The 22,659-nt window shown below is 64.4% G+C and carries 28 protein-coding genes; 19 read left to right on the top strand and 9 right to left on the bottom strand.

All coding sequences use genetic code 11. The features are described from left to right. Nucleotides 1-49 precede the first annotated feature (49 nt). Nucleotides 50-583, bottom strand: coding sequence for an invasion associated locus B family protein (locus tag N2605_RS32270; RefSeq protein ID WP_036040195.1), 534 nt, complete (start codon nucleotides 581-583; stop codon nucleotides 50-52). A gap of 458 nt (nucleotides 584-1,041) precedes the next feature. On the opposite strand from N2605_RS32270, the gene coxB reads away from it, so the two are divergent. The 9 genes from coxB to N2605_RS32225 all read left to right on the top strand — a co-directional run bounded on the left by coxB (nucleotide 1,042) and on the right by N2605_RS32225 (nucleotide 8,141). Beyond that, the gene (coxB, locus tag N2605_RS32265; protein ID WP_035996579.1) at nucleotides 1,042-1,896 is read left to right on the top strand and encodes a cytochrome c oxidase subunit II; all 855 of its coding nucleotides are present in this window, start codon (nucleotides 1,042-1,044) and stop codon (nucleotides 1,894-1,896) included. A gap of 83 nt (nucleotides 1,897-1,979) precedes the next feature. Next, a complete protein-coding gene (gene ctaD / locus N2605_RS32260) occupies nucleotides 1,980-3,596 on the top strand; it encodes a cytochrome c oxidase subunit I (protein ID WP_036020563.1) in 1,617 nt (538 codons plus the stop codon). Nucleotides 3,597-3,657: 61 nt separating this feature from the next. Continuing rightward, on the top strand, nucleotides 3,658-4,602 hold the full coding sequence (locus tag N2605_RS32255) for a heme o synthase (protein ID WP_035996584.1): 945 nt from the start codon (nucleotides 3,658-3,660) through the stop codon (nucleotides 4,600-4,602). After that, the gene (locus tag N2605_RS32250) at nucleotides 4,599-4,775 is read left to right on the top strand and encodes a hypothetical protein (RefSeq protein ID WP_035996586.1); all 177 of its coding nucleotides are present in this window, start codon (nucleotides 4,599-4,601) and stop codon (nucleotides 4,773-4,775) included. The genes N2605_RS32255 and N2605_RS32250 overlap by 4 nt, the downstream gene beginning before the upstream one ends. Nucleotides 4,776-4,780: 5 nt before the next feature. Then, the gene (locus tag N2605_RS32245) at nucleotides 4,781-5,434 is read left to right on the top strand and encodes a cytochrome c oxidase assembly protein (RefSeq protein ID WP_260344943.1); all 654 of its coding nucleotides are present in this window, start codon (nucleotides 4,781-4,783) and stop codon (nucleotides 5,432-5,434) included. 78 nt (nucleotides 5,435-5,512) lie between these two features. Next, nucleotides 5,513-6,409 carry a cytochrome c oxidase subunit 3 gene (locus N2605_RS32240; RefSeq protein ID WP_035996590.1) on the top strand — a complete coding sequence of 299 codons (897 nt, stop codon included), beginning with the start codon at nucleotides 5,513-5,515 and terminating at the stop codon, nucleotides 6,407-6,409. A 97-nt stretch (nucleotides 6,410-6,506) separates the two neighbouring features. Beyond that, the gene (locus N2605_RS32235; protein WP_260344940.1) at nucleotides 6,507-6,908 is read left to right on the top strand and encodes a DUF983 domain-containing protein; all 402 of its coding nucleotides are present in this window, start codon (nucleotides 6,507-6,509) and stop codon (nucleotides 6,906-6,908) included. Continuing rightward, nucleotides 6,905-7,660: an SURF1 family protein gene (locus N2605_RS32230; RefSeq protein WP_260344938.1), complete on the top strand. Its 756-nt coding sequence runs from the start codon at nucleotides 6,905-6,907 to the stop codon at nucleotides 7,658-7,660. Before N2605_RS32235 ends, N2605_RS32230 begins: the two co-directional genes overlap by 4 nt. Nucleotides 7,661-7,775: 115 nt before the next feature. Beyond that, entirely contained in the window at nucleotides 7,776-8,141 is a 366-nt protein-coding gene (locus N2605_RS32225; protein WP_035996598.1) for a nuclear transport factor 2 family protein, read from the top strand. A gap of 1 nt (nucleotide 8,142) precedes the next feature. Here N2605_RS32225 and N2605_RS32220 read toward each other — a convergent pair whose 3' ends face one another. Continuing rightward, entirely contained in the window at nucleotides 8,143-9,480 is a 1,338-nt protein-coding gene (locus N2605_RS32220; protein WP_260344936.1) for a histidine kinase, read from the bottom strand. Between the two features lie 86 nt (nucleotides 9,481-9,566). On the opposite strand from N2605_RS32220, the gene N2605_RS32215 reads away from it, so the two are divergent. The 5 genes from N2605_RS32215 (at nucleotide 9,567) to N2605_RS32195 (ending at nucleotide 14,842) form a co-directional block, all read left to right on the top strand. Further along, entirely contained in the window at nucleotides 9,567-10,211 is a 645-nt protein-coding gene (locus N2605_RS32215; RefSeq protein WP_260344934.1) for a response regulator transcription factor, read from the top strand. A gap of 552 nt (nucleotides 10,212-10,763) precedes the next feature. Beyond that, on the top strand, nucleotides 10,764-12,182 hold the full coding sequence (gene thrC, locus N2605_RS32210; RefSeq protein ID WP_260344932.1) for a threonine synthase: 1,419 nt from the start codon (nucleotides 10,764-10,766) through the stop codon (nucleotides 12,180-12,182). Continuing rightward, complete coding sequence (locus N2605_RS32205) at nucleotides 12,179-13,468, top strand: M16 family metallopeptidase (RefSeq protein WP_036040217.1); 1,290 nt, start codon at nucleotides 12,179-12,181, stop codon at nucleotides 13,466-13,468. Before thrC ends, N2605_RS32205 begins: the two co-directional genes overlap by 4 nt. Nucleotides 13,469-13,503: 35 nt before the next feature. Beyond that, nucleotides 13,504-14,091 (top strand): GNAT family N-acetyltransferase, encoded by a 588-nt coding sequence (locus tag N2605_RS32200; RefSeq protein WP_035996611.1) that lies wholly within the window; start codon nucleotides 13,504-13,506, stop codon nucleotides 14,089-14,091. A gap of 100 nt (nucleotides 14,092-14,191) precedes the next feature. Next, on the top strand, nucleotides 14,192-14,842 hold the full coding sequence (locus N2605_RS32195; RefSeq protein WP_260347528.1) for a hypothetical protein: 651 nt from the start codon (nucleotides 14,192-14,194) through the stop codon (nucleotides 14,840-14,842). A gap of 171 nt (nucleotides 14,843-15,013) precedes the next feature. Here the strand turns inward: N2605_RS32195 and N2605_RS32190 are convergent, their stop codons facing one another. The 5 genes from N2605_RS32190 to N2605_RS32170 all read right to left on the bottom strand — a co-directional run bounded on the left by N2605_RS32190 (nucleotide 15,014) and on the right by N2605_RS32170 (nucleotide 17,631). Continuing rightward, nucleotides 15,014-15,499, bottom strand: coding sequence for a F0F1 ATP synthase subunit B family protein (locus N2605_RS32190; RefSeq protein ID WP_035996616.1), 486 nt, complete (start codon nucleotides 15,497-15,499; stop codon nucleotides 15,014-15,016). 5 nt (nucleotides 15,500-15,504) lie between these two features. Then, nucleotides 15,505-16,065: a F0F1 ATP synthase subunit B gene (locus N2605_RS32185; RefSeq protein WP_036040220.1), complete on the bottom strand. Its 561-nt coding sequence runs from the start codon at nucleotides 16,063-16,065 to the stop codon at nucleotides 15,505-15,507. A gap of 60 nt (nucleotides 16,066-16,125) precedes the next feature. Further along, nucleotides 16,126-16,356: a F0F1 ATP synthase subunit C gene (locus tag N2605_RS32180; RefSeq protein WP_008541273.1), complete on the bottom strand. Its 231-nt coding sequence runs from the start codon at nucleotides 16,354-16,356 to the stop codon at nucleotides 16,126-16,128. A 52-nt stretch (nucleotides 16,357-16,408) separates the two neighbouring features. After that, complete coding sequence (locus N2605_RS32175; RefSeq protein WP_035996621.1) at nucleotides 16,409-17,158, bottom strand: F0F1 ATP synthase subunit A; 750 nt, start codon at nucleotides 17,156-17,158, stop codon at nucleotides 16,409-16,411. Between the two features lie 98 nt (nucleotides 17,159-17,256). Continuing rightward, nucleotides 17,257-17,631 carry an AtpZ/AtpI family protein gene (locus N2605_RS32170; protein ID WP_035996624.1) on the bottom strand — a complete coding sequence of 125 codons (375 nt, stop codon included), beginning with the start codon at nucleotides 17,629-17,631 and terminating at the stop codon, nucleotides 17,257-17,259. A gap of 359 nt (nucleotides 17,632-17,990) precedes the next feature. Between N2605_RS32170 and N2605_RS32165 the strand changes: the two genes are divergently transcribed. Then, on the top strand, nucleotides 17,991-18,506 hold the full coding sequence (locus N2605_RS32165) for a hypothetical protein (RefSeq protein WP_225127081.1): 516 nt from the start codon (nucleotides 17,991-17,993) through the stop codon (nucleotides 18,504-18,506). Between the two features lie 13 nt (nucleotides 18,507-18,519). Continuing rightward, nucleotides 18,520-18,993 carry a secondary thiamine-phosphate synthase enzyme YjbQ gene (locus N2605_RS32160; RefSeq protein ID WP_225126856.1) on the top strand — a complete coding sequence of 158 codons (474 nt, stop codon included), beginning with the start codon at nucleotides 18,520-18,522 and terminating at the stop codon, nucleotides 18,991-18,993. Between the two features lie 63 nt (nucleotides 18,994-19,056). Here the strand turns inward: N2605_RS32160 and N2605_RS32155 are convergent, their stop codons facing one another. Beyond that, on the bottom strand, nucleotides 19,057-20,682 hold the full coding sequence (locus tag N2605_RS32155) for an MFS transporter (RefSeq protein WP_193375171.1): 1,626 nt from the start codon (nucleotides 20,680-20,682) through the stop codon (nucleotides 19,057-19,059). 334 nt (nucleotides 20,683-21,016) lie between these two features. Here N2605_RS32155 and N2605_RS32150 point away from each other — a divergent pair, with 334 nt between their 5' ends. From N2605_RS32150 to N2605_RS32140, 3 genes are all read left to right on the top strand, one after another. Next, nucleotides 21,017-21,688: a response regulator transcription factor gene (locus tag N2605_RS32150; protein WP_225126866.1), complete on the top strand. Its 672-nt coding sequence runs from the start codon at nucleotides 21,017-21,019 to the stop codon at nucleotides 21,686-21,688. A 191-nt stretch (nucleotides 21,689-21,879) separates the two neighbouring features. Continuing rightward, nucleotides 21,880-22,089, top strand: a complete 210-nt coding sequence (locus N2605_RS32145) for a hypothetical protein (RefSeq protein WP_036020622.1) — start codon at nucleotides 21,880-21,882, stop codon at nucleotides 22,087-22,089. Between the two features lie 18 nt (nucleotides 22,090-22,107). Next, nucleotides 22,108-22,344 (top strand): hypothetical protein, encoded by a 237-nt coding sequence (locus N2605_RS32140; RefSeq protein ID WP_025033504.1) that lies wholly within the window; start codon nucleotides 22,108-22,110, stop codon nucleotides 22,342-22,344. Between the two features lie 24 nt (nucleotides 22,345-22,368). Here the strand turns inward: N2605_RS32140 and N2605_RS32135 are convergent, their stop codons facing one another. Then, nucleotides 22,369-22,542 (bottom strand): hypothetical protein, encoded by a 174-nt coding sequence (locus N2605_RS32135; protein WP_157785976.1) that lies wholly within the window; start codon nucleotides 22,540-22,542, stop codon nucleotides 22,369-22,371. Between the last annotated feature and the right edge of the window lie 117 nt (nucleotides 22,543-22,659).

Raw genomic sequence — 22,659 nt, 5'->3', positions numbered from 1 at the left:
GCGAAGCCTCACATTACGGAAACAAAAGGATTGCCAAGGTTAGCCGCTGCTACGGCAGCTTGTCATAGCCCTCGCCGAGCCCGTTCAGGCTGAGCGGGAAGCCGATGCCTTCTTCCGGCGTCTCGAAGATGATGAAGGTCGCGGTCTTGGCGCTGCGGAGCTGACCGAGCAGCTTGTCCTCCAGGACCACCTCGGCGACGCAGCCGTTGGGCAGGCAGCGGACGAAGCCGGCGCGGCCGACGTCCTGGTTGTCGAGCTTGAGCCCGAGGCCGGAGGGCAACAGGACCCCGAGCGGAGCGACCACGCGCATCAGCCGGCTCTTCTGGTCGGCGGTCTTGAGCACGATCACGGTCAGGCCGGCATTGGAGCGGTCTTCCGCCACCACGCTCTGGATCAGGGCGCATTGCTCGGTCTGGGCGCCCGGCGGGGTGTCGCAGCGGATCTGCCAGTCGCCATGGACGGAGCGCACCGCGCCCTGCGCATGGGCAAGCCCTGGCAGCGCTAGCAGGACCATCGCAGCCACGAGGGCGGCGAGCGCCGGGAGGCCGTTCGCCGGCCTTGCCATCGATCTCGAAAGCCCCATCGGGTCGGTCCCTCTGCTCGCCTGGGTTGCTCACGCTTGGCGGACTGATCTGGCGGACTGATACGGAATGACGGCGTCTTGAAGGCGATTCCCAAGCAAATTCCGCGCCGCCCACACCGCCATTGCCCGCACGAATCAGGCTGCCGCGTGGCAGTCTTCCAGTGCCTACCGCGGGCAATTCCGCTGTCAAGCCGCAGCGTCCCGGGAAACGGTATTTTTGTCTGATCTTGCTGGGAAATATCTTGCCGGTGATGGCTGGCAGGCGGGGCTCAAGACTGCATTGCGATAGATCAAGAATTATGGTTTGAGAGGCTTGATTTCGCGTTCTAGCGATCTGGCCCCAATTCCTCTTAGAGGTATTCTTGCGTGGCGGTTTGTCGGACTGGCGGATCGAATAAGCGTTTCCCGCAAGCAGGGGAATGCACGTGGGGTGATCTCGGAAGGGGAGCGCGAACGACATGAGGATGTCGATGGGTCGGGTGGGCCGGCAATTGCTGGGATTGGCCACCATCGCCTTGGTGGCGACTGGAGTCACGCTGGCGACGGGTGGTGCGGCCTTGGCCGAGCTCGGGCAGCCGGCGCCGTGGGAGTGGACGCTTCAGCAGTCCGGTTCCCCGGTGATGGACAACATCGTCTGGTTCCATAACTTCCTCTTCGTGCTGATCACTCTGATCACGCTGTTCGTCCTGGCGCTGCTCGTGATCGTGGTCGTCAAGTTCAACGCGAAGGCCAATCCGGTGCCGTCGCGGACCACCCACAACACGCTGATCGAGGTGGCTTGGACGCTCGTCCCGGTGCTGATCCTGGTCGGCATTTCGGTGCCGTCGTTCCGGCTGCTGTTCCTGGAGCTCGACATTCCGAAAGCGGACCTGACCGTGAAGGCGACCGGCAAGCAGTGGTACTGGTCCTATGCCTATCCGGATAACGGCAAGTTCGAATTCGATTCGCTGATGGCGCAGGACAAGCAGCCCCGTCTGCTCGGCGTCGACAACGAGATGGTGGTGCCGGTCAACAAGGTGATTCGCGTCCAGACCACGGGTGCGGACGTCATCCATGCGTTCGCGCTGCCGGCTTTCGGCGTCAAGATCGACGCCATTCCCGGCCGTCTGAACGAGACCTGGTTCAAGGCTACCAAGACCGGCATGTACTACGGTCAGTGCTCGGAACTGTGCGGCAAGGATCACGCCTTCATGCCGATTGCGATCCGCGTGGTGAGCGACCAGGAGTTCGCCTCCTGGGTCGAGACGGCGAAGAAGAAATTTGCGAGCGGCGGCACCAGCACCTACGCCTCCGCGGCCGGCCCGACGCAGTAAGCGCCGGGGGCGGCCTGAGGGACTGAAAGCGATAAGGGTGGGACCTCCAAAGGTCCGAATGGGACGCAAGGCAGGATTTGAAAATGGCAACGAGCGCAGCGGCACACGGCGATCACGCGCATCATGACGAGCATGCCCATCCGACCGGATGGCGGCGCTACGTCTATTCGACCAATCACAAGGACATCGGCACGATGTACCTGATCTTCGCGGTCGTCGCCGGCATCATCGGTGCGGCGATGTCGATCGCGATCCGGGCCGAGCTGATGTATCCGGGCGTGCAGGTCTTCCACGAGGCCCACACCTACAACGTGTTCGTGACCTCGCACGGCCTGATCATGATCTTCTTCATGGTCATGCCCGCGATGATCGGCGGCTTCGGCAACTGGTTCGTGCCGCTGATGATCGGCGCGCCAGACATGGCGTTCCCGCGCATGAACAACATCTCGTTCTGGCTGCTGCCGGCATCGTTCGCGCTGCTCTTGATGTCGACCTTCGTCGAGGGCGAGCCGGGCTCCAACGGCGTCGGGGCGGGTTGGACCATCTACGCGCCGCTGTCGACCTCGGGCCATCCCGGCCCGGCGGTCGACTTCGCGATCCTGTCGCTGCACCTCGCCGGTGCTTCCTCGATCCTGGGCGCGATCAACTTCATCACCACCATCTTCAACATGCGCGCGCCGGGCATGACCCTGCACAAGATGCCGCTGTTCGTGTGGTCGATCCTGGTGACGGTGTTCCTGCTGCTGTTGTCGCTGCCGGTGCTCGCCGGTGCGATCACCATGCTGCTCACCGACCGCAATTTCGGCACGACGTTCTTTTCGCCCGACGGCGGCGGCGACCCCGTGCTGTTCCAGCATCTGTTCTGGTTCTTCGGTCACCCCGAGGTCTACATCCTGATCCTGCCCGGCTTCGGCATGATCAGCCAGATCGTCTCGACCTTCTCGCGCAAGCCCGTGTTCGGCTATCTCGGCATGGCCTATGCCATGGTCGCGATCGGCGGCATCGGCTTCGTGGTGTGGGCGCACCACATGTACACGGTCGGCATGTCCTCGGCGACGCAGGCCTATTTCGTCGCCGCCACGATGGTCATCGCGGTTCCGACCGGCGTGAAGATCTTCTCCTGGATCGCCACGATGTGGGGCGGCTCGATCGAATTCCGCGCACCGATGATCTGGGCGGTGGGCTTCATCTTCCTGTTCACGGTCGGCGGCGTGACCGGCGTCGTGCTGGCGAACGCGGGTGTCGATCGCGTGCTCCAGGAGACGTACTACGTCGTCGCCCACTTCCACTACGTGCTGTCGCTCGGCGCGGTATTCGCGATCTTCGCCGGCTGGTACTACTGGTTCCCGAAGATGTCGGGCTACATGTACAATGAGGGCCTTGCCAAGCTGCACTTCTGGGTCACCTTCGTCGGCGTCAACCTGGTGTTCTTCCCGCAGCACTTCCTCGGCCTGTCCGGCATGCCGCGCCGCTACATCGACTATCCCGATGCGTTCGCGGGCTGGAACCTGGTCTCGTCGGTCGGCTCATACATCTCCGGCTTCGGCGTGCTGATCTTCCTCTACTGCGTGCTGGACGCCTTCATGAAGAGGGTGCCGGCAGGCGACAATCCCTGGGGTGCCGGCGCGACCACGCTGGAGTGGACGCTGTCCTCGCCGCCGCCCTTCCACCAGTTCGAAGTGCTGCCCCGCGTGCAGTAACCAATCCCCCGCGGCGCCCGTGACGGGCGCCGCGGCGCTGTAACGAAGCGAGTAGATCTAAGTGTCCGTCCTCGACCACAACGCCATCGACATCAATCCCCACATCTCCGAAGCGGAGGTTGGCGATTATCTCGCATTGCTCAAGCCGCGGGTGATGTCGTTGGTGATCTTCACTGCGCTGGTCGGGATGGCGATGGCCCCGGGGCATTTCCACCCGGTGCTGGCGATCACCTCGCTGCTCTGCATTGCCGTCGGCGCCGGTGCCTCCGGGGCGCTCAACATGGCGCTCGAAGGCGACATCGACGCCAAGATGTCGCGCACGGCGAACCGGCCGATCCCGCGCGGCCGCATCACCCGCCCCGAGGCGATGGCGTTCGGCATGACGCTCGCCTTCTTCTCGGTGATGACGCTCGGCATCCTCGTCAACTGGATCGCGGGCGCGCTGCTCGCCTTCACCATCTTCTTCTACGTTGTGATCTACACGATGTGGCTGAAGCGCTGGACCGCGCAGAACATCGTGATCGGCGGCGCCGCCGGTGCGCTGCCGCCGGTGGTGGCCTGGGCCTCGGTGACGGGCACGGTCGATGTCGAGCCGCTGCTGCTGTTCGCCATCATCTTCTTCTGGACCCCGCCGCATTTCTGGGCGCTGGCGCTGTTCCGCTCCGACGACTACGCGCGCGCCGGCATTCCGATGCTGCCGAACGTCGCCGGTCCCGACGCCACGCGTCTGCAGATCCTGCTCTACACCATCGTGCTGATCGCGGTCGCCGCCGCGCCCTGGGCGCTCGGCTATTTCGATGCCGTCTACGGCGTGGTCTCGCTGATTCTCGGTGCCGGCATGCTGGTGCTCGCCATCAACGTCTATCTGCGCCGCGAGCGCAGCCAGTCGCTGCGCGCGACCCGCAAGCTGTTTGCCTTCTCGATCCTGTACCTGTTCGCGCTGTTTGCGACCCTGCTGGCCGAGGTCGTGTACCGGGCGCTTGCTCCGATGGTTGGGGGCGCATGATCACCGCGATGGCCGACAAACCCGAGCCGGAAGGAATCGTCCTCACCGAGGCGCAGCGGAAGAGCCGTCGTCAGCGCTCCATCGCGATCGCTTTGGCGCTCGGCGTGCTCGTGGTGCTGTTCTTCGCCGTCACCATGGTCAAGGGGCCGGCCGTGCTCGTGCGGCCGATGTAGGAAATATGGATCACGAGCCCACCATATCGCAGGACGTCAGCGCCAAGCCGGGCCATCGCAACCTGGGCAAGGGCCGCGGGCTGGGGCGCGATGTGGTGGTCGCGTCCATCTGCGGCGGCGTGGTCGCGCTGATGGTCGGCGCCTCCTACGCGGCGGTGCCGTTCTACAATTGGTTCTGCCGCGCCACCGGATTCAACGGCACGACGCAGGTGGCGACCTCTGCGCCGGCCACGGGTCCGATCGCGCGGAAGATCTCGGTGCGCTTCGATTCCAACGTCGCGCCCGGCCTGCCCTGGAAGTTCGAGCCGGAGCAGAGCGAGATCGAGGTCAATATCGGCCAGGTCGTGACCGTCTTCTACACCGTGACCAACCAGGCGGCGCGCGCCACCGCGGGCCAGGCCGCCTATAACGTCGCGCCCCTGACGGTCGGCGCCTATTTCCAGAAGATCAACTGCTTCTGCTTCACCGAGCAGACCATGGCACCCGGTGAGAAGCGCGAGATGCCGGTCGTGTTCTACGTCGACCCGTCGATCGCCGCCGACCACGAGAACGACGGGCTGAGCACGATCACGCTGTCCTACACGTTCTATCCGGTGCGCGATCCCGTGGTGAAACCGCTGGCATCGGGCGAAGGCGACAAGCGCAAGGGAAATCTTTGACCGCAGGGCTCACGCGCAGGCGGTTGGACGCAAGGGGATAAGTGCCGGACAGGCACGGGATTGAGGAGAGAGACGGAAATGGCCACGGCGCACACCAAGCATCACGACTATCACCTGGTCGATCCCTCTCCCTGGCCGGCGGTCGGCTCGCTCTCGGCCTTCATCATGGCGGTCGGCGCGGTCGCCTGGATGCACCACATGTTCTCGGCGGCGCCGATCGTGTTCGGCGTCGGCACCGTGGGCGTGCTCTACACCATGGCGAGCTGGTGGGCCGACGTGATCAAGGAGGCCCAGTACAAGGGCGATCACACCCGGGTCGTGCAGCTGCATCACCGCTACGGCATGATCCTGTTCATCGCCTCCGAGGTGATGTTCTTCGTCGCCTGGTTCTGGGCTTATTTCAACGCGGCGCTGTTTCCGGCCGACGCCGTCCACGCCACCCGCGATGCGGTGTTCGGTTGCGGCCTCGGCACGCAGCCCGGCGCCTGCGCGGTCCCGGGCACCTGGCCGCCGAAGGGCATCGAGACCTTCGATCCCTGGCATCTGCCGCTGCTGAACACGCTGATCCTGCTCACGTCAGGTACCACCGTGACCTGGGCGCACCATGCGCTGCTCGAGAACGACCGCCAGGGCCTGAAGTATGGCCTGATCCTCACCGTCGTGCTCGGCGCGCTCTTCACCTGCGTGCAGGCCTATGAGTACGCCCACGCGGCGTTCTCCTTCGGCGGCAACGTCTACGGCGCGACGTTCTTCATGGCGACCGGATTCCACGGCTTCCATGTGCTGGTCGGCACCATCTTCCTGCTGGTGTGCCTGTTCCGCGCCTATGCCGGCCACTTCACGCCGAAGCAGCATCTCGGCTTCGAGTTCGCGGCCTGGTACTGGCACTTCGTCGACGTGGTCTGGCTGTTCCTGTTCCTCTGCATCTACGTCTGGGGACGCGGCGCCGAGACCATGGCCAGCGCCGCGCACTGAGCCCGATCGAACCGATCAGGAAGGGCGGCCGCAGGGCCGCCCTTTCGCTTTCCGGCCGCCCGAAGTTTCGTCGGAAACTGTGATAGAGTCCGCCATCATGAACGACAGTGCCGGCACACCCCCGTCCGAAACCACCGTCCTGCAAAGCGCGCTGCGTGGGCTTGCCTGCAAATGCCCGCGCTGCGGCCAAGGCAAGCTTTATGCGGGCTTTCTGACGCTCGCGCCCGCATGCGACCGTTGCGGGCTCGACTATGCCTTCATCGATACCGGCGACGGCCCGGCGATCTTCATCATCATGCTGGCCGGCGGCATCGTCGTCGCGTGCGCCCTCATCGTCGAAGTCAAATACCAGCCGCCATATTGGCTGCATGCGGTGCTCTGGCTGCCGCTCATCCTCGCTACCACGCTGTTGCCGCTGCGCTCGATGAAGTCGTTGCTGATCGCGCTGCAATTCCACCACAAGGCGGAGCCGGGCCGGTTGGTCGATCGCGCGAAATGAACGAGCCTGCGTCGCGCAAGGCCCCCGTGGCCGGCTTCGCGCTGTTCACGCTGTTCCTCACGGCTGTGTTCGTGGTGCTCGGTGTCTGGCAGCTGCAGCGCCGCACCGCCAAGCACGAGTTGATTGCGGCGCTCACCGAACGGCTTGCGGCCGCGCCGGTTGCGCTGCCGCCGTCCGCGCAATGGGTCGCGCTCAATCCCGCCCGCGACGAATTCCGCCGCGTCAGCTTCACCGCGACCTACGCAGCCCTTCCCGATGCAATGGTCTATTCCTCCGGCTCGGCGGTGCGCAAGGACGCCTCCGGCCCCGGCACCTGGGCGTTCCTGCCGGCGCGGCTTCCCGGCGGCGAGATGGTCGTGATCGACGCGGGTTTCGTCGAGAACACGATGCAGGACCGCGGCGTCGAGGATCGCGCGGTGAACAAGCTTATCACGGGCCAACCGGTTGAGCTCACCGGCTATCTGCGCTTTCCCGAGGCGCCAAGCTGGCTGACTCCGGCGGAGAATCGCGGCAAGCGGCTCTGGTTCGTGCGCGATCATCTGGCAATCGCAAGCGTGCTGGGCTGGGGCACGGTTGCGCCGTTCTATATCGATCTCGAACGGCCCGCGCCGGCGAACGGCATCCCGCGTCCGGGACCGCTCCAGGTGAATCTCAAGGACGACCATCTGCAATATGCAATCACCTGGTTCACGCTTGCAGGCGCCGTGCTCATCGCCTTCGGCGTGTGGGCAAGAGGCCGGCGGCAGAGCTGAGCTCATTGGCAGGTCCATCTAGGGAACCCGGTATCGCCCGGGGTTTATTATTCAGCGCATATTCACGAGGGTGGTTCTAAGCCGCCAATATTGTCCGCGGCAGATTGGGTGCGGCGTGAGTGATTTCGACCAGATGGGAATTATCGTCGACTGGGTGGATGCCTGCCGTAAGGGCGACCTCACAGCCCTGCTCGACCTCTATGCCGACGACGCGCAGCTCGAATGCACCTGCGACGGCGCGCGGCGCTTTCGTGGCCGGAGCGAGATCGAGGCCTATTGGCAGCCGCGGCTCAGCGCCTTCTCCTCGGCGGGGTTCGGGCTGGAAGAGATCAATCCCGCGCCCCACGGCGTCCACCTCGAATATTCCGTCGCCGGCGCGCTGCGCATTCAGGCCTCGTTCCGCTTCAGCCCGGATGGCAAGATCCGCAGCACGCTGTGCGAACCGGCGCGACAGAATGCGCATGATGGTTGCGCCTGCTGAATTAGCCTGGTGGCGGAACGTCCCGCATCGTCTCCGCCGGAAGGCGGCAGCGCACGTAGGTTCGGTCATCCACGCGCAACAGCGATAGCGATCCGCTGAGCGCGCGCACGCGCTCATGCATGCCGGTCAGGCCCCGGCCGAAGACGTTGTCCGCAGGGAAACCGCCGCCATCGTCGGAGATCTCGACGACGAGCGTCTTGTCGGCAACAGTCGCCTGCACATGTGCGTTGCCCGCGTTGGCATGTCGCAGCACGTTGGTCAGTGCCTCCTGGATCACTCGATAGACGGTCTGCGCCAGCGGTCCGCCGATTGCGCTGAGATCGCGATCGATCGCATCCGTCAGCACGATATGAGGTGCCTGCTTGCGAAAATTCCGGAGCAGCGTTTGCACGCTGCTCGAAAGGCCGAGCTCTTCGATATAGAGCGGCCGCAGCCGGTCCAGGATGCGGCGGTTGGTCTGCTGCAGGGCCTCGACCGATTGCAGCAGGTCCTGTGCCGAATTGCCGAGATGTCCCGTTGGCTCGGAGGCATCGGTCAGCGCGATCGTGCCGGCGCGGATGCTGAAGAGGAGGGGCCCGAGCTCGTCGTGCAGTTCGCGGGCGAGATCGCGCCGCTCGTCATCCTGCAGCGACACCAGGCGGTGCATCAGATAGCGATTGTCCTGGCTGAGTTGCGCCAGTGTCGCTGCCAGCGCATTGGCTTCCTCGCAGCTCTGCCGGATCTCCGGCGGTCCTCCGACCGGGACCGGCCTTGCGTAGTCGCCGCGCCGAATCCGCGTAAGACCGTCGCCGAGATGTTGCAGGGGGCGCAGGGCCGAACCGGCGAAGACATAGGCAACGGTGCCGGTGAGCACCATCAGGACAGCGACCAGGCTGGTCAGCGCAAGGAAGCCGATCCACTTCTCGAACAAGTCGGCCGATATGTCCGGGAAGAACACGATATCGCCGACATGTCTGCCGTCTATGACGATCGGAAACGCCGCTTCCATCTCTGGTATGGTGATGAGGTTGACGAACCATTGCGGAACCTTCTTCAGGTTGCGCAAGTCTTTCGGAGAAGGCGGGGGACCTCCGTCCATGCGGCGGAATTGAATATCCGTGGAGGCGTCCAAGGACCGAACAAATGCATCGAGGGTCTTTTGCGGATTGTCCGATGCGCGCAGGGTGCTGTTGAGCGCGGCGGCGATGGTCTGGATCGAGCGTCGAGCCGGCTCGTGTTCATCAGCTACCTGACCTGGTGCAAATATCCGCAGTAATATGCCGCCCAGGATCAGGGCTGCGAGAAGGCTCGCGCCGAGCGGGAGAAACAATTGCGTTCGGAACGAAAGTCGTCGCCACATTAGGTCAATTCTAACGCGTATCGGCCGGATTTGCTCTTTCCATTTATTCCCGGCGGGCTATGAGTCGAAAAACAAGAGAGTGCGCGATGCAAGATACCGCCAAGCTGGCGACGAGGGTCCTGATCGTCGACGACCATCCCGTGGTGCTGTCCGGCTGCCGCACCCTGTTCGCATCCGACCATTCAATCCGCATTGACGAGGCGAGCGATGCCAAATCCGGGCATCGCGCCTATGTCAGCAAGCGGCCCGACGTCACCGTGATCGACATCAGCCTGCCCGACGTCTCCGGGTTCGAGCTGATGCGGCGCATCCGCAAGGACGACCCCGACGCCAAGATCATCGTGTTCAGCATGAACGACGATCCGGCGTTCGTCGTGCGGGCCGTCGAGCTCGGGGCGCAGGGCTATGTCTCCAAAGGCGACGATCCCAGGATCCTGCTCAAAGCGGTGCGCAAGGTGGTCGCGGGTGACAACTTCATCTCGCCGCAGCTTGCGGAAGCCGTGACGTTTTCCGGCGCGGCGATCAAGGCCAACCCCGCGTCACAGATGACGCCGCGGGAGCTCGAAATTCTTCGCTTGCTCGGACGCGGCGACAAGATCGTCGAGGTCGCCGAGGCGCTCGGCATCTCCTACAAGACGGTCGCCAACACCACGTCCCTGCTCAAGCAGAAGCTTGGCGCCAAGAACCATTCCGACCTGATCCGGATCGCAGTGGAAATCGGAATGAACTGACTTTCGCCATCGACCGAACCGGCTGCTCCGGGATGCAGCGGTTCGGCCGACGGATCGACGCCGCCGTTGGCCGGGCAATGCATTGGACAACGGGCTGACACCCATCCGCCGACACAATGGGCCGAGGCTGTATTCGTTCCCGCGACTGATTCGGGAAAAAGCGGAATTCAGGGTCAGGATCACGGCCGGGGCTTGGCTGCAACTGCCAAAAGCGAACCAGAGCCGGATCGGGAAGAATAGGAACATTTTCGACACGCGCGGGGTTTTGGACTTGACGATTTCATGACAGGCGACGAAAGCTTGCCGGAACAGTTTTGAGGGCTCGGCGACCCCGACGAGGCAATTGGTCTGCACACAACGACAGGCCTTCCAAGAGAAGGGCTGCGGCAATGCCGCAGCCCTTTTTCATTGGGCGAGGGGTACGCCGGAAGCGGTTTCCCGATGCCGCAAAACACTCTATGGTGGTTCAAAGCCACCGGCTGTTGACAAGTAATTACGTAAAATCAAAGGCTTAAGGGTCGAGCTCCGGCCCGGCCGCCTTTGGAGGGCAGTTTGACTCGCTATATCTCGACCCGGGGCGAAGCCCCCGAACTCGGCTTTTGTGACGTGATGCTGACCGGGCTTGCCCGCGACGGCGGCCTGTATGTGCCGGCGGTGTGGCCACAGCTTCCGAGCGAGACGATCGCCGGCTTCTTCGGCCGCCCCTATTGGGAGGTCGCGGTCGACGTGATTCGTCCCTTCGCCGGTGGCGAGATTTCCGACGCCGAGCTCGGGCGCATGGCGAACGAGGCCTATGCCACCTTCCGCCATCCTGCGGTGGTGCCGCTGCGCCAGATGTCCCCGCACCAGTTCGTGCTGGAGCTGTTCCACGGTCCGACGCTCGCCTTCAAGGACGTGGCGATGCAGCTGATCTCGCGGCTGATGGACCATGTGCTCGAAAAGCGCGGCCAGCGCACCACCATCGTGGTCGCGACGTCAGGCGATACCGGCGGCGCCGCGGTCGAAGCCTTTGCGGGCCTCGAGAACGTCGATCTCGTCGTGCTGTTTCCGCACGGCCGCATCTCCGAGGTGCAGCGGCGGATGATGACCACGACGGGCGCGGCCAACGTCCATGCGCTCGCCATCGAAGGCACCTTCGACGACTGCCAGGCGCTCGTGAAGGGGATGTTCAACAACCATCGCTTCCGCGATGCGACCTCGCTCTCCGGCGTCAATTCCATCAACTGGGCGCGCATCGTCGCGCAGGTGGTCTACTATTTCACCTCTGCCGTCGCGGTCGGTGCTCCGGCGCGCGCGGTCGATTTCGTCGTTCCGACGGGCAATTTCGGCGACATCTTCGCCGGCTACGTCGCCAAGCGCATGGGGCTGCCGGTGCGCACCCTGCGCATCGCCGCCAACGTCAACGACATCCTGGCGCGCACGCTGAAGACCGGCATCTACGAGGTGCGTGAGGTGCACGCGACGGCATCGCCGTCGATGGACATCCAGATCTCCTCGAACTTCGAACGGCTGCTGTTCGAGGCCGGCCGGCGCGATGGCGCCGGCGTGCGTCGCCTGATGGAACAGCTGAAGCAGTCCGGCCGCTTCGTGCTACCCGATGCGACACTCGCCGCGATCCGCGAGGAGTTCGATGCCGGGCGCGCTGACGAGACCGAGACTGCGGCTGCGATCCGCGCCGCCTGGCGCGAAGCAGGCGAGCTGGTCGATCCTCATACCGCCGTGGCGCTCGCCGTCGCGGACCGCGACACCACCGATACGAAGGTGCCGAGCATCGTGCTCTCCACCGCCCATCCGGCCAAGTTCCCCGACGCCGTCGAGGCGGCTTGCGGCCAGCGGCCGCAACTGCCGGCCTGGCTCGACGGCCTGATGACCAAATCCGAACACATGAGGGTGATGAAGAACGATCAGGTCGAGCTCGAGCGGTTCGTGCTGTCCGCCAGCCGCGCCGCAAAGCAGGGAGTTGCCGGATGAGCGTCGAGATGTCCAAGCTTGCCTCCGGCCTCACCGTCGTCACCGACGAGATGCCCCACCTCGAGACGGCGGCGCTCGGTGTCTGGGCCGGCGTCGGCGGACGCGACGAGAAGCCGAACGAGCACGGCATCTCGCATCTGTTGGAACACATGGCGTTCAAGGGCACGACCAGGCGCTCCTCGCGCGAGATCGTCGAGGAGATCGAGGCGGTCGGCGGCGACCTCAATGCCGGCACCTCGACCGAGACCACGTCCTATTACGCGCGGGTGCTGAAGGCCGACGTGCCGCTCGCGCTCGACGTGCTCGCCGACATCCTTGCCAATCCCGCCTTCGAGCCCGACGAGCTGGAGCGCGAGAAGAACGTCATTGTGCAGGAGATCGGTGCCGCGCAGGACACGCCCGACGACGTCGTGTTCGAGCATCTGAACGAGCTCTGCTATCCCGACCAGCCGATGGGCCGTTCGCTGCTCGGCACCGCCAAGACGCTGCGCGCCTTCAACCGCGACATGCTGCGCGGCTATCTGTCGACGCATTATCGCGGGCCCGACATGGTGGTGGCCGCGGCCGGGGCGGTCGATCACGGCCAGGTCGTCGCCGAGGTCGAAAAGCGGTTTGCGAGCTTCGAGGGGACGCCCGGGCCGAAGCCGCAGGCCGCTCGGTTCGGCCAGGGCGGCGCCAAGGTGGTGCATCGCGAGCTCGAGCAGGCGCATCTGACGCTGGCGCTCGAGGGGGTGCCTCAGACCGATCCTTCGCTGTTCTCGCTGCAGGTCTTCACCAATGTCCTCGGCGGCGGAATGTCGTCGCGCCTGTTCCAGGAGGTGCGCGAGAAGCGCGGCCTCTGTTACTCTATCTACACCTTCCACGCCCCCTACACCGATACCGGCTTTTTCGGCCTCTATACCGGCACCGATCCCGCCGACGCGCCGGAGATGATGGAGGTCGTGGTCGACATCATGAACGAATCGGTGGAGACGCTGACCGACGCCGAGATCGCCCGAGCCAAGGCACAGATGAAGGCGGGGTTGCTGATGGCGCTGGAGAGCTGCTCCTCCCGCGCCGAGCAGCTCGCCCGGCATGTGCTGGCCTACGGGCGGCCGCAGACAGTGCAGGAACTGGTTGCCCGGATCGACGCCGTCAGCATCGAATCGACGCGGGACGCGGCCCGTGCGCTGCTGTCGCGCAGCCGGCCTGCGGTCGTCGCATTGGGCAGCGGCAGGGGTCTGGACACGGCGGTGTCTTTTGCGGAAGGATTGACACGGGCGCGCGCCAAGGCGCGGCTGCATTAGGAGCCGCGCGCGGGCCTCGCCCCGGGAAGCATCACATGGCCCTCTTTCGCCTGCCATCCAGTGGACCCGCCGCCCTGGCGCCGCGCGGCAACGGGCTGCTCCTGCGCGCGCCGCAAATGTCCGACTTCCTGCAATGGGCTCATTTGCGCGAGACCAGCCGCGACTATCTGACGCCTTGGGAGCCGATCTGGCCGTCCGACGATCTCACCCGCTCCGGCTTCCGCCGCCGCCTGCGCCGCTATGCCGAGGACATTGCCGCGGACCGCTCCTATCCCTTTCTGATCTTCCGCGAGCTCGACGGCGCCCTGGTCGGCGGCATCACGCTCGCCAATGTCCGGCGCGGCATCGTGCAGGCCGGCACCATCGGCTATTGGGTCGGCCAGCCTTATGCCCATCGCGGCTACATGACGGCCGCACTGCGGGTGCTGCTGCCGACGCTGTTCGGCGAGCTCAATCTGCACCGGGTCGAGGCCGCCTGCATCCCGACCAATGCGCCGTCGATCCGGGTGCTGGAGAAGTGCGGCTTCTCGCGCGAGGGCCTGGCGCGCCGCTATCTCTGCATCAACGGGGTCTGGCAGGATCACCTGCTGTTCGGCCTGCTGCACGAGGACTTCCGCGGCTGAGCAGCCTGATGGATGCAGCCAAATCCCTTTTTGCCGCCTTGGGTTCGCCGATATTGGCGATATAACCCGGCCGGAACATTGCCATGGAGTACGGGTGTTGATGGTGCAGGAGCTTCGGTCATCGCGGACGAGGTTGCGGCGCGGCGCAGCGGTCGTGCTGGCATTATCGGTCGGGCTCGCCTCCGTCTCGCCGGTGGCGGCACAGTCGTTGACCGACCGCTTCAAGAGCCTGTTCGGCGGCAAGTCCGACGAGCCGGCGGAGCCGAAGCCGGCGCCTGCGCCCGGGCAGCCGGCCGAAGACGACCTCGATTGCCCGCAGGTCACGGTACGCGCGGGCGCCTCGACCTACGCGGTCGGCGCCAGCGGCAAGCCGGCGGTCGGCAATGACATCCGCTTCCAGGCCTCGATCACCAAGATGGCGCGCGAATGCTTGCGCAGCAGTGCCGGCATCACGGCCCGGATCGGCATCCAGGGCCGTGTCATCGCCGGCCCCGCCGGGGCGCCTGCCTCCGTCGAGGTGCCGCTGCGCATCGCCGTCGTGCAGGGCGGCGTCGGCGAGAAGGTGATCGCCTCGAAGGCCTACCGGACCACGGTGGCGATGTCGGAAGGCGGCAGCGTGCCCTTCACCTTCGTCGCCGAGGATCTGGCCTATCCGGTGCCGGCGCCCGCGGTTGCCGATACCTACATCTTCTATGTCGGCTTCGACCCGCAGGCGCTCTCGCCGGAGAAGGCCAAGCCGAGGAAGAAGTAGCTTCAGTTCAAGGTCTCGTGCCCCGGACGCGGCGCAGCGCTCCCGGCGATGCGAAGCATCGTCCGGCGGAGCAGCGTTGCACGCTACACCGCGTCCAGGACACGAGAGACCAGCACAAACAAAAAAGCCGGCGCTCGTGGCGCCGGCTTTTTGATTGGTAAGGCAAATCCCTCAGTTCAGCTTCTGCCTGACTTCGTTGATGCCCTTGGCGAGCAGGTCGTCGGCGATCTGGCCCTTGACTGACTGCGACAGGATGGTGGAGGCAGCCTGCACGGCGGCTTCCGCGGCGGCTGCCCGGACGTCCGCAAGAGCCTGAGCCTCGGCGAGTGCGATCTTGCCCTCGGCGGTTTTGGTGCGGCGGGTGACGAAATCTTCCAATTTCGCCTTGGCCTCTGCTGCGATGCGCTCCGCTTCGGCGTTCGCGTTGGCGATGATGTCGGCGGCCTCGCGCTCGGCACCGGCAGTGCGCGCCTTGTAGTCGGCTAGCACCTTGGTGGCCTCCTGCTTGAGGCGCGCCGCCTCGTCCAGCTCGGCCTTGATACGAGCGGCGCGATGATCGAGCGCCGACATCGCCGTCTTGAACACCCCCACATAGGCGAAGATCACCATCAGGATCACGAAGGCGACGGCGACCCAAAACTCAGGTGTGAAGAACATCGAGACTAACCCTTCAAGGTCGCATCAACGGCGGCATTGACCGACGCTGCATCCGGAACGACGCCCGTGAGCTGCTGAACGATGGTGCCGGCTGCATCGGCCGCGATGCCGCGGACGTTGCTCATGGCGGTCGCGCGGGTCGAGGCAATGGTCTTCTCCGCCTCGGCGAGCTTGGCGGACAGTTGCTCTTCCAGCGCCTTGCGTTCGGCTTCCGCCTGCGCATTCGCCTTCTCGCGGGATTCGTTGCCGATCGCCTGTGCGCGTGCGCGCGCCGACGCGAGCTCGCCTTCATAGGCCTTGAGCGCCGCCTCGGACTGGTCCTTCAGCTTCTGCGCTTCGGCGAGATCGCCCTCGATCTTGTTCTGACGCGCCTCGATCGCACCCCCGACACGCGGCAGCGCGAACCGGGAGACGATCAGATACAGCGCGACGAAGGCGATCGCGAGCGACACCAGTTGCGAAGCAAAGGTGCTGCTCTCGAAAGGCGGAAAGCCACCGCCGTGGTGACCGCCATCGGCCTCCGTGTGAGCGCCGGTACCTTTGGCGCCGCCATGACTTTCAGCCATGGAGTTCTCCTGTTGCTGTCAGACGCGCCGCCTCCCACCTGGAAGCGGCGCGAAACGCGTTCAGAGCGGGACGAACAGCAGCAGCAGAGCGATCAGCAGCGAGAAGATGCCGAGCGCTTCGGTCACGGCGAAGCCGAAGATCAGGTTGCCGAACTGACCCTGAGCAGCTGCCGGGTTGCGCATGGCTGCGGACAGATAATTGCCGAAGATGAAGGCCACGCCGATGCCGGCGCCGCCCATGCCGATGCACGCGATGCCCGCGCCGAGAAACTTAGCTGCTTGCGGATCCATTTTTGACTCCTTGGAAGAAAGACAGGTGTGGGTGGAAAAGCACCCGGATCACTCAGTGTCCAGGGTGAATGGCGTCGTTGAGGTAGATACAGGTCAAGATCGCAAACACATAGGCTTGCAGGAACGCGACCAGCAGTTCGAGCGCGGTGAGCGCGACGGCGAGCGCCAGCGGCATGACACCGCCGATCCAGCCGACCACGCCAAGAGACGCGCCGAGCATGGCAACGAAGCCGGCGAACACCTTCAGCGCGATGTGGCCCGCGAGCATGTTCGCGAACAGTCGAACGCTGTGCGAGACCGGCCGCAGGAAGAACGACAGCACCTCGATCGCCATGACCAGCGGCAGGATGTAGCCGGGAACGCCCGAGGGCACGAACACTTTCAGGAACTTCAGGCCGTTCTTGTAGAGGCCGTAGATCAGGACCGTGAAGAACACCAGCAGCGCCAGCGCCGCAGTGACGATGAGATGGCTCGTCACGGTGAACGTGTACGGAACGATGCCTACGAGGTTCGAGACGCAGATGAACATGAACAGCGAGAAGATCAGCGGGAAGAACCGCATGCCATCCGCTCCGGCAGTGCTGCGGATCATGCTGGCCACGAACTCATAGGAGAGCTCGGCCACCGACTGCAGACGCCCCGGAACCAGCTGCTTGCCGCTGGTGAGCAGAAGCAGCGCAATGATCCCCACCGCGACGAACATGTAGAGAGAGGCATTGGTGAAGGCGATCGTGTGATCGCCGATACGGCCGATCGTGAAGAGCGGTTCGACGTTGAACTGATGGATCGGGTCGATTTTCATCCGCGCGGCATCTCTCGTCTGCTGGACAAGCCGACCAGTGAAGATTGGTCGGCCGGCTGTGCCGGCGAGCGGCACGACAGTTAACCCGGCTAGGCCAATTACGAACCACCGCGCCTGTTCGGACCCGCGCCTGCCGTTCTCACCACATTCACCACGCCGGCGATGAAGCCCAGCAGCAGGAACGCGATGAATCCGAAAGGCGACGTCGACAGCAAGTGGTCGAACCCCCAGCCAATCCCCGCTCCGACAGCGACGCCGGCGATCAACTCCGAGGATAGTCGGAAACCAAGCGCCATCGCCGAGGCTCTGGCCGCTTTGTCTCCATCGTCACCTGCGGGTTGCTCGGTCTTGGCCCGGCGGTCGCGAAATTCGGACAACCGCTGATCAAGATTTCCGAGCCGATCGGAAAGCGCGGCTTCCTCGGGCGATCTATCGCGATCTCCATCCTCGCCGTGTCCCGTGCCCTGTGTCATGCAACGAAGACCCGAAACGCTGCGGCTGAATGGAAATTGCGCCCGTCACCCTCAAAAGCCGCGCGGACCATACTGATGGCCTATAATCAAGTCAAGCCAAGTCACGATTGCGTCCCTTCCGATTATGTATTTGATTTACTTGATGATATCGACGCGCACGGCAGCGCTGCACACAGCGTGACGCCGCACCGCAGCAGGTCTGCTTGCGAACGGCGGACGCAGCCGTGCTTTCGCCGCGCTCGCGGGATCAAAGAAGCCGCCGCGTTCGTTGATTTCGGGGGCGGCTTTTTGGCGGCGGATTGCCGGCGGGGGGTGTAGAATTGCAACCGCAGCCGCAGCAGTGCCGGGCGGAGACAATGATGAGACCTGCGACGTCATCCACGACATCATGGCTCGCGGCGGCGGCCGCGGTGATGGTAGTCAGCGGCGGCCTCGCGGCCGCGCAATCTACGCCCGACGGCGAAAATGGCCGCTACAGCATGATGCCCATCCCCGAGGGCGTGCTGCGGCTCGACACGCGCACCGGCACGGTGTCGACCTGCACCAGGAACGGCGCCGGTTGGGCCTGCTACGCGGTGCCCGACGAGCGGACCGCACTCGACGCCGAGATCGGCAGGCTCCAGGCCGAGGTCGAGCGGCTGAAGGCACAGCTCGCGGCGGGGCCAACGGTATCGGGCAAGATCGACGAGGCGCTGCCGAAATCCGATCCACTCAGGAAGCCCGAGCCCAAGGTCGCCGAGGGCGAGCGCAAGATCGAGATCCCGCTGCCGAGCGAGCAGGACGTCGACCGCATGATGTCGTTCCTGGAAAAGGCCTGGCGGCGGCTGATCGACATGGCCAACCGCGTGCAGAAAGACGTGTCGGGGAAGATCTGATGCGGGCCCCTCCATGACATCAGCCAGATCCGTCACCCGCTCCGCACCATCGTCCGTACAGGCCACGACCGTCACATCGGCACTGCTCACCGTGCAGACGCCTGGCCGCGGCTTCACTGATCTGACCAGCGAGGCCGCGAGATTCATCGCCGAGGCGCACGCGGGTGAGGGCGCGTTGACGCTGTTCATCCGCCACACCTCGGCCTCGCTGACGATCCAGGAGAACGCCGATCCCTCCGTGCTGGTCGATCTTACGACGGCGCTGTCACGGCTCGCGCCGGAGAACGCGGGGTGGACCCATGATACCGAGGGGCCGGACGACATGCCGGCCCATATCAAGACCATGCTGACGCAGACTTCGCTTCAGGTCCCGGTCCTGAGCGGCAAGCTCGCGCTCGGCACCTGGCAGGCGATCTACCTGATCGAGCATCGCAACCGCCCGCACCGCCGTGAGATCGTGCTGCAATTCATCGGCAGCGATCGATAACCACACAAAGCAAAACCGGCCGCGGAGACCGCGGCCGGTTGGTGTCGTCGATTGCTGCTGCGATCAGGTCGCCTTGATGTCGACGTCCTTGGTTTCCGGCAGGAACAGGAAGCCGATCACCACGGTAATCGAGGCGAAGATGATCGGGTACCACAGACCGGCATAGATGTCGCCTGTCGAGGCCACGATGGCGAAGGCGGTGGCAGGCAGGAGGCCGCCGAACCAGCCGTTGCCGATGTGGTAGGGCAGCGACATCGAGGTGTAGCGGATGCGGGTTGGGAACAATTCGACCAGCATCGCCGCGATCGGGCCGTACACCATGGTCACGAACAGGACCAGGACGAACAGCAGGCCGATGATCGCCGCCGGCTGCGGACGGAAGACGTCGAACGGATGCGACATCTTCACGATGCCGGTGTCACCCGCCTTGGGATAGCCGGCCGCCTGCACCGCGGCGAGAACCGCCGGGTTGCTGTCCTTGGCGTTGGCGTAGGGCACGTCCTTGCCGTTGACCACGACCTTCACGTCCGAGCCGGCCGGACCTGGCGTCGTCGTGTACCTGACCGACGATTGCGACAGGTAGGCGCGCGCGGTGTCGCAAGGCGCGGTGAAGACGCGGGTGCCGACCGGGTTGAACAGATCGCCGCACTTGGCGGGATCGGCCACCACCTCGACCTTGACCGTCTCGATGGCCTTTTCCAGCGCCGGGTTGGCGTTGGAGGTGATCATCTTGAAGATCGGGAAGAAGGTCAGCGCCGCGATCAGGCAGCCGCCGAGGATGATCGGCTTGCGGCCGATCTTGTCGGAGAGCATGCCGAACACGATGAAGAAGCCGGTGCCGAGCAGCAGCGACCATGCAATCAGCAGGTTGGCGGTATAGCCGTCGACCTTCAGGATCGATTGCAGGAAGAACAGCGCGTAGAACTGGCCGGTGTACCAGACCACGCCCTGGCCCATCACACCACCGAGCAGGGCGAGCAGCACGAGCTTGCCGTTCTGCCAGTTGCCGAAGGCCTCCGTCAGCGGCGCCTTCGAACCCTTCCCCTCTTCCTTCATCTTCTGGAAGATCGGCGATTCGTTCAGGCGAAGCCGGATCCAGACCGAGATGCCGAGCAGCAGCACCGAGACCAGGAACGGAATGCGCCAGCCCCACGCTGCGAAATCGGCCTCACCGAGCGCGGTGCGGGTGAACAGAATCACCAGCAGCGACAGGAACAGGCCGAGGGTTGCCGTGGTCTGGATGAAGGAGGTGTAGAAGCCGCGCTTGCCGTTCGGCGCATGCTCCGCGACGTAGGTCGCCGCACCGCCATATTCGCCGCCGAGCGCCAGACCCTGGGCGAGGCGCAGCACGATCAGGATGATCGGGGCCGCGATGCCGATGGTCGCCGCGTTGGGCAACAGGCCGACGATGAAGGTCGACAGACCCATGATCAGGATGGTGACGAGGAAGGTGTATTTGCGGCCGACGATGTCGCCGACACGGCCGAACACAATCGCGCCGAACGGACGCACCAGGAAGCCCGCGGCAAACGCCAGCAGCGCGAAGATATCGCGGGTTGCCGGCGGATAGGCCGAGAAGAACTGCGCGCCGATGATGCCGGCCAGCGAACCGTAGAGATAGAAGTCGTACCACTCGAAGACGGTACCGAGCGAGGAGGCGAGAATGACGAACCGTTCGTCCTTCGTCATCCCCTGCGCGCTCGATTGAGACACAGCCATTGTCGACATGTTTGGGTCGCTCCCCGAAAATCGTTTCCTCTCGCCCCCAGAATGTCCGGACGTGCCGGATCAGCCCAGGTCTTGGCCACAAGGTAACATCGGCGTGAAACCCTCCCCAATACGACTTTCGGCCTTGCGCACTGGTGCTGCGGTATCCAGCGCCGGTGTGCAAATGCCAAGCCGGGGGGATTAACCCCTTTGCAGCAAAGGGATAATGTCCACTTGCATGCCACGGCCGCTCGGGGAAGAATTGACGCACCCGGGATCTGTTCGCCGATCCGCCGCGAACGACAGCAAGAGAACGATGAACGCTCCTTCGACCCATCTCGTCATCGCCGACGATCATCCCCTGTTCCGCGATGCGCTGCGGCAGGCGGTGGCGGGCGTTCTCCCCTCGGCCCGGATCGACGAGGCCGGAACCTTCGAGGATCTGACCAAGCTCCTGGAGCAGACCTCCGAGGTCGATCTGGTCATGCTCGACCTCTCCATGCCGGGGATCTCCGGCTTTTCCGGCCTGATCTATCTGCGCGCGCAATACCCGGCGATTCCGGTCGTGATCGTCTCGGCATCCGACGACAGCGCCACGATCCGCCGCTCGCTCGATTTCGGCGCGTCCGGCTTCATCCCGAAGCGGTTCGGGGTCGAAACCTTGCGCGATGCCATCCTCAAGGTGATGGAGGGCGACGTCTGGGTTCCCACCGACACCGACCTGTCGGCTGCGGCCGATCCCGACATGACCCGCCTGCGCGACCGCCTGGTGACGCTGACGCCGCAGCAGGTCCGGGTCCTGATGATGCTGTCGGAAGGCCTTCTCAACAAGCAGATCGCCTACGAGCTCGGTGTCTCAGAGGCCACCATCAAGGCGCATGTCTCGGCGATCCTGCAAAAGCTCGGCGTCGAGAGCCGGACGCAAGCGGTGATTGCCGCGGCGAAGATCGCCGGCAGCCAGTGGAAGCAGGGCACGCCGACGGGGTAGCGTTTGCGCGTCAACTGGCGGATGTCCGGGCTCGCGGCAGAGCGCAATCATTCGTCGCGATGAGAGCTTCGGCGGTTTTGACCCGTGTGGGCATGTCGATCGATGGATTAGCTGGACCGCTAAACCGTCGTTTGGAATAGACCGCCAGTAGCTGACGCGGCTAAGTTGGGGTCAAACCCCGGAGGATGAAGATGCCGTACTTCACAGCCAACCAGACCCAATCCGATCGCACGTCTAAGGTGCTTGCAGATGTCTTCTGTGCGCTTTTACTAGGGACCTTTTCCATCGTCTTTTTCGGCCTGGTTGGCGGCCTTATTGCTTTAGTTCTGCTGGAAGCTTGCTTGCTCGCCCTCGATTGGGTGATGCCGAGCGACGATGATGCCGCTGGGGTTGTCCGCTAGGAGATCAAGGGCCAACGAATGAGCAAGCCCGTAAAATCTGAAAGCGAACTCGTCGCCATGGCGAGAGCCGAGTTGAAGGTCCACGCCGACTGTCCCGATGGAATGACGATTTCCATCCTCCGCGACGGGAAATCCTGGGAGTTTCGGGCCAGCGCTGATCAGGCGACCTCTGATCGGCCGGGCTATCCTGAATGCGTTGCCATGCTGGTCCAGATTGGGGATCACCTCTGCAGGCAGTACGACGTCGAGGGTTAGGCGCGCCTCGACAGCCGACACCGGTCAGAAGATGCGGTCGATCACCATCGTCAGGCCAGCTGAGAAGGCCATGATGATCACCAGGGGGACTCCTGTCTCAAAGAATGGCAGCTCCATCCACCGATGTGACTGCCCGTTGCGAGGCAGGAAGACCCAGAGGAGAGCGATCGACAAGACGACCAGGAATGCGCCGATCACGAAATCCTCCTCTGGAGCAGTGATATCTCGCTGGAGGTTGTCCTCCGCCGGTCGCGTCGCCGGTAAGCCCCGAAGGTCAACCCAATTAAGCCTAGTGACGCTAACTTAGACATTGCT

Source organism: Bradyrhizobium yuanmingense (assembly GCF_025200905.1).
Taxonomy (GTDB): domain Bacteria; phylum Pseudomonadota; class Alphaproteobacteria; order Rhizobiales; family Xanthobacteraceae; genus Bradyrhizobium; species Bradyrhizobium yuanmingense.
Note: the sequence above shows the minus strand (reverse complement) of the source record. Positions and strands in the feature narration are given on the sequence as shown.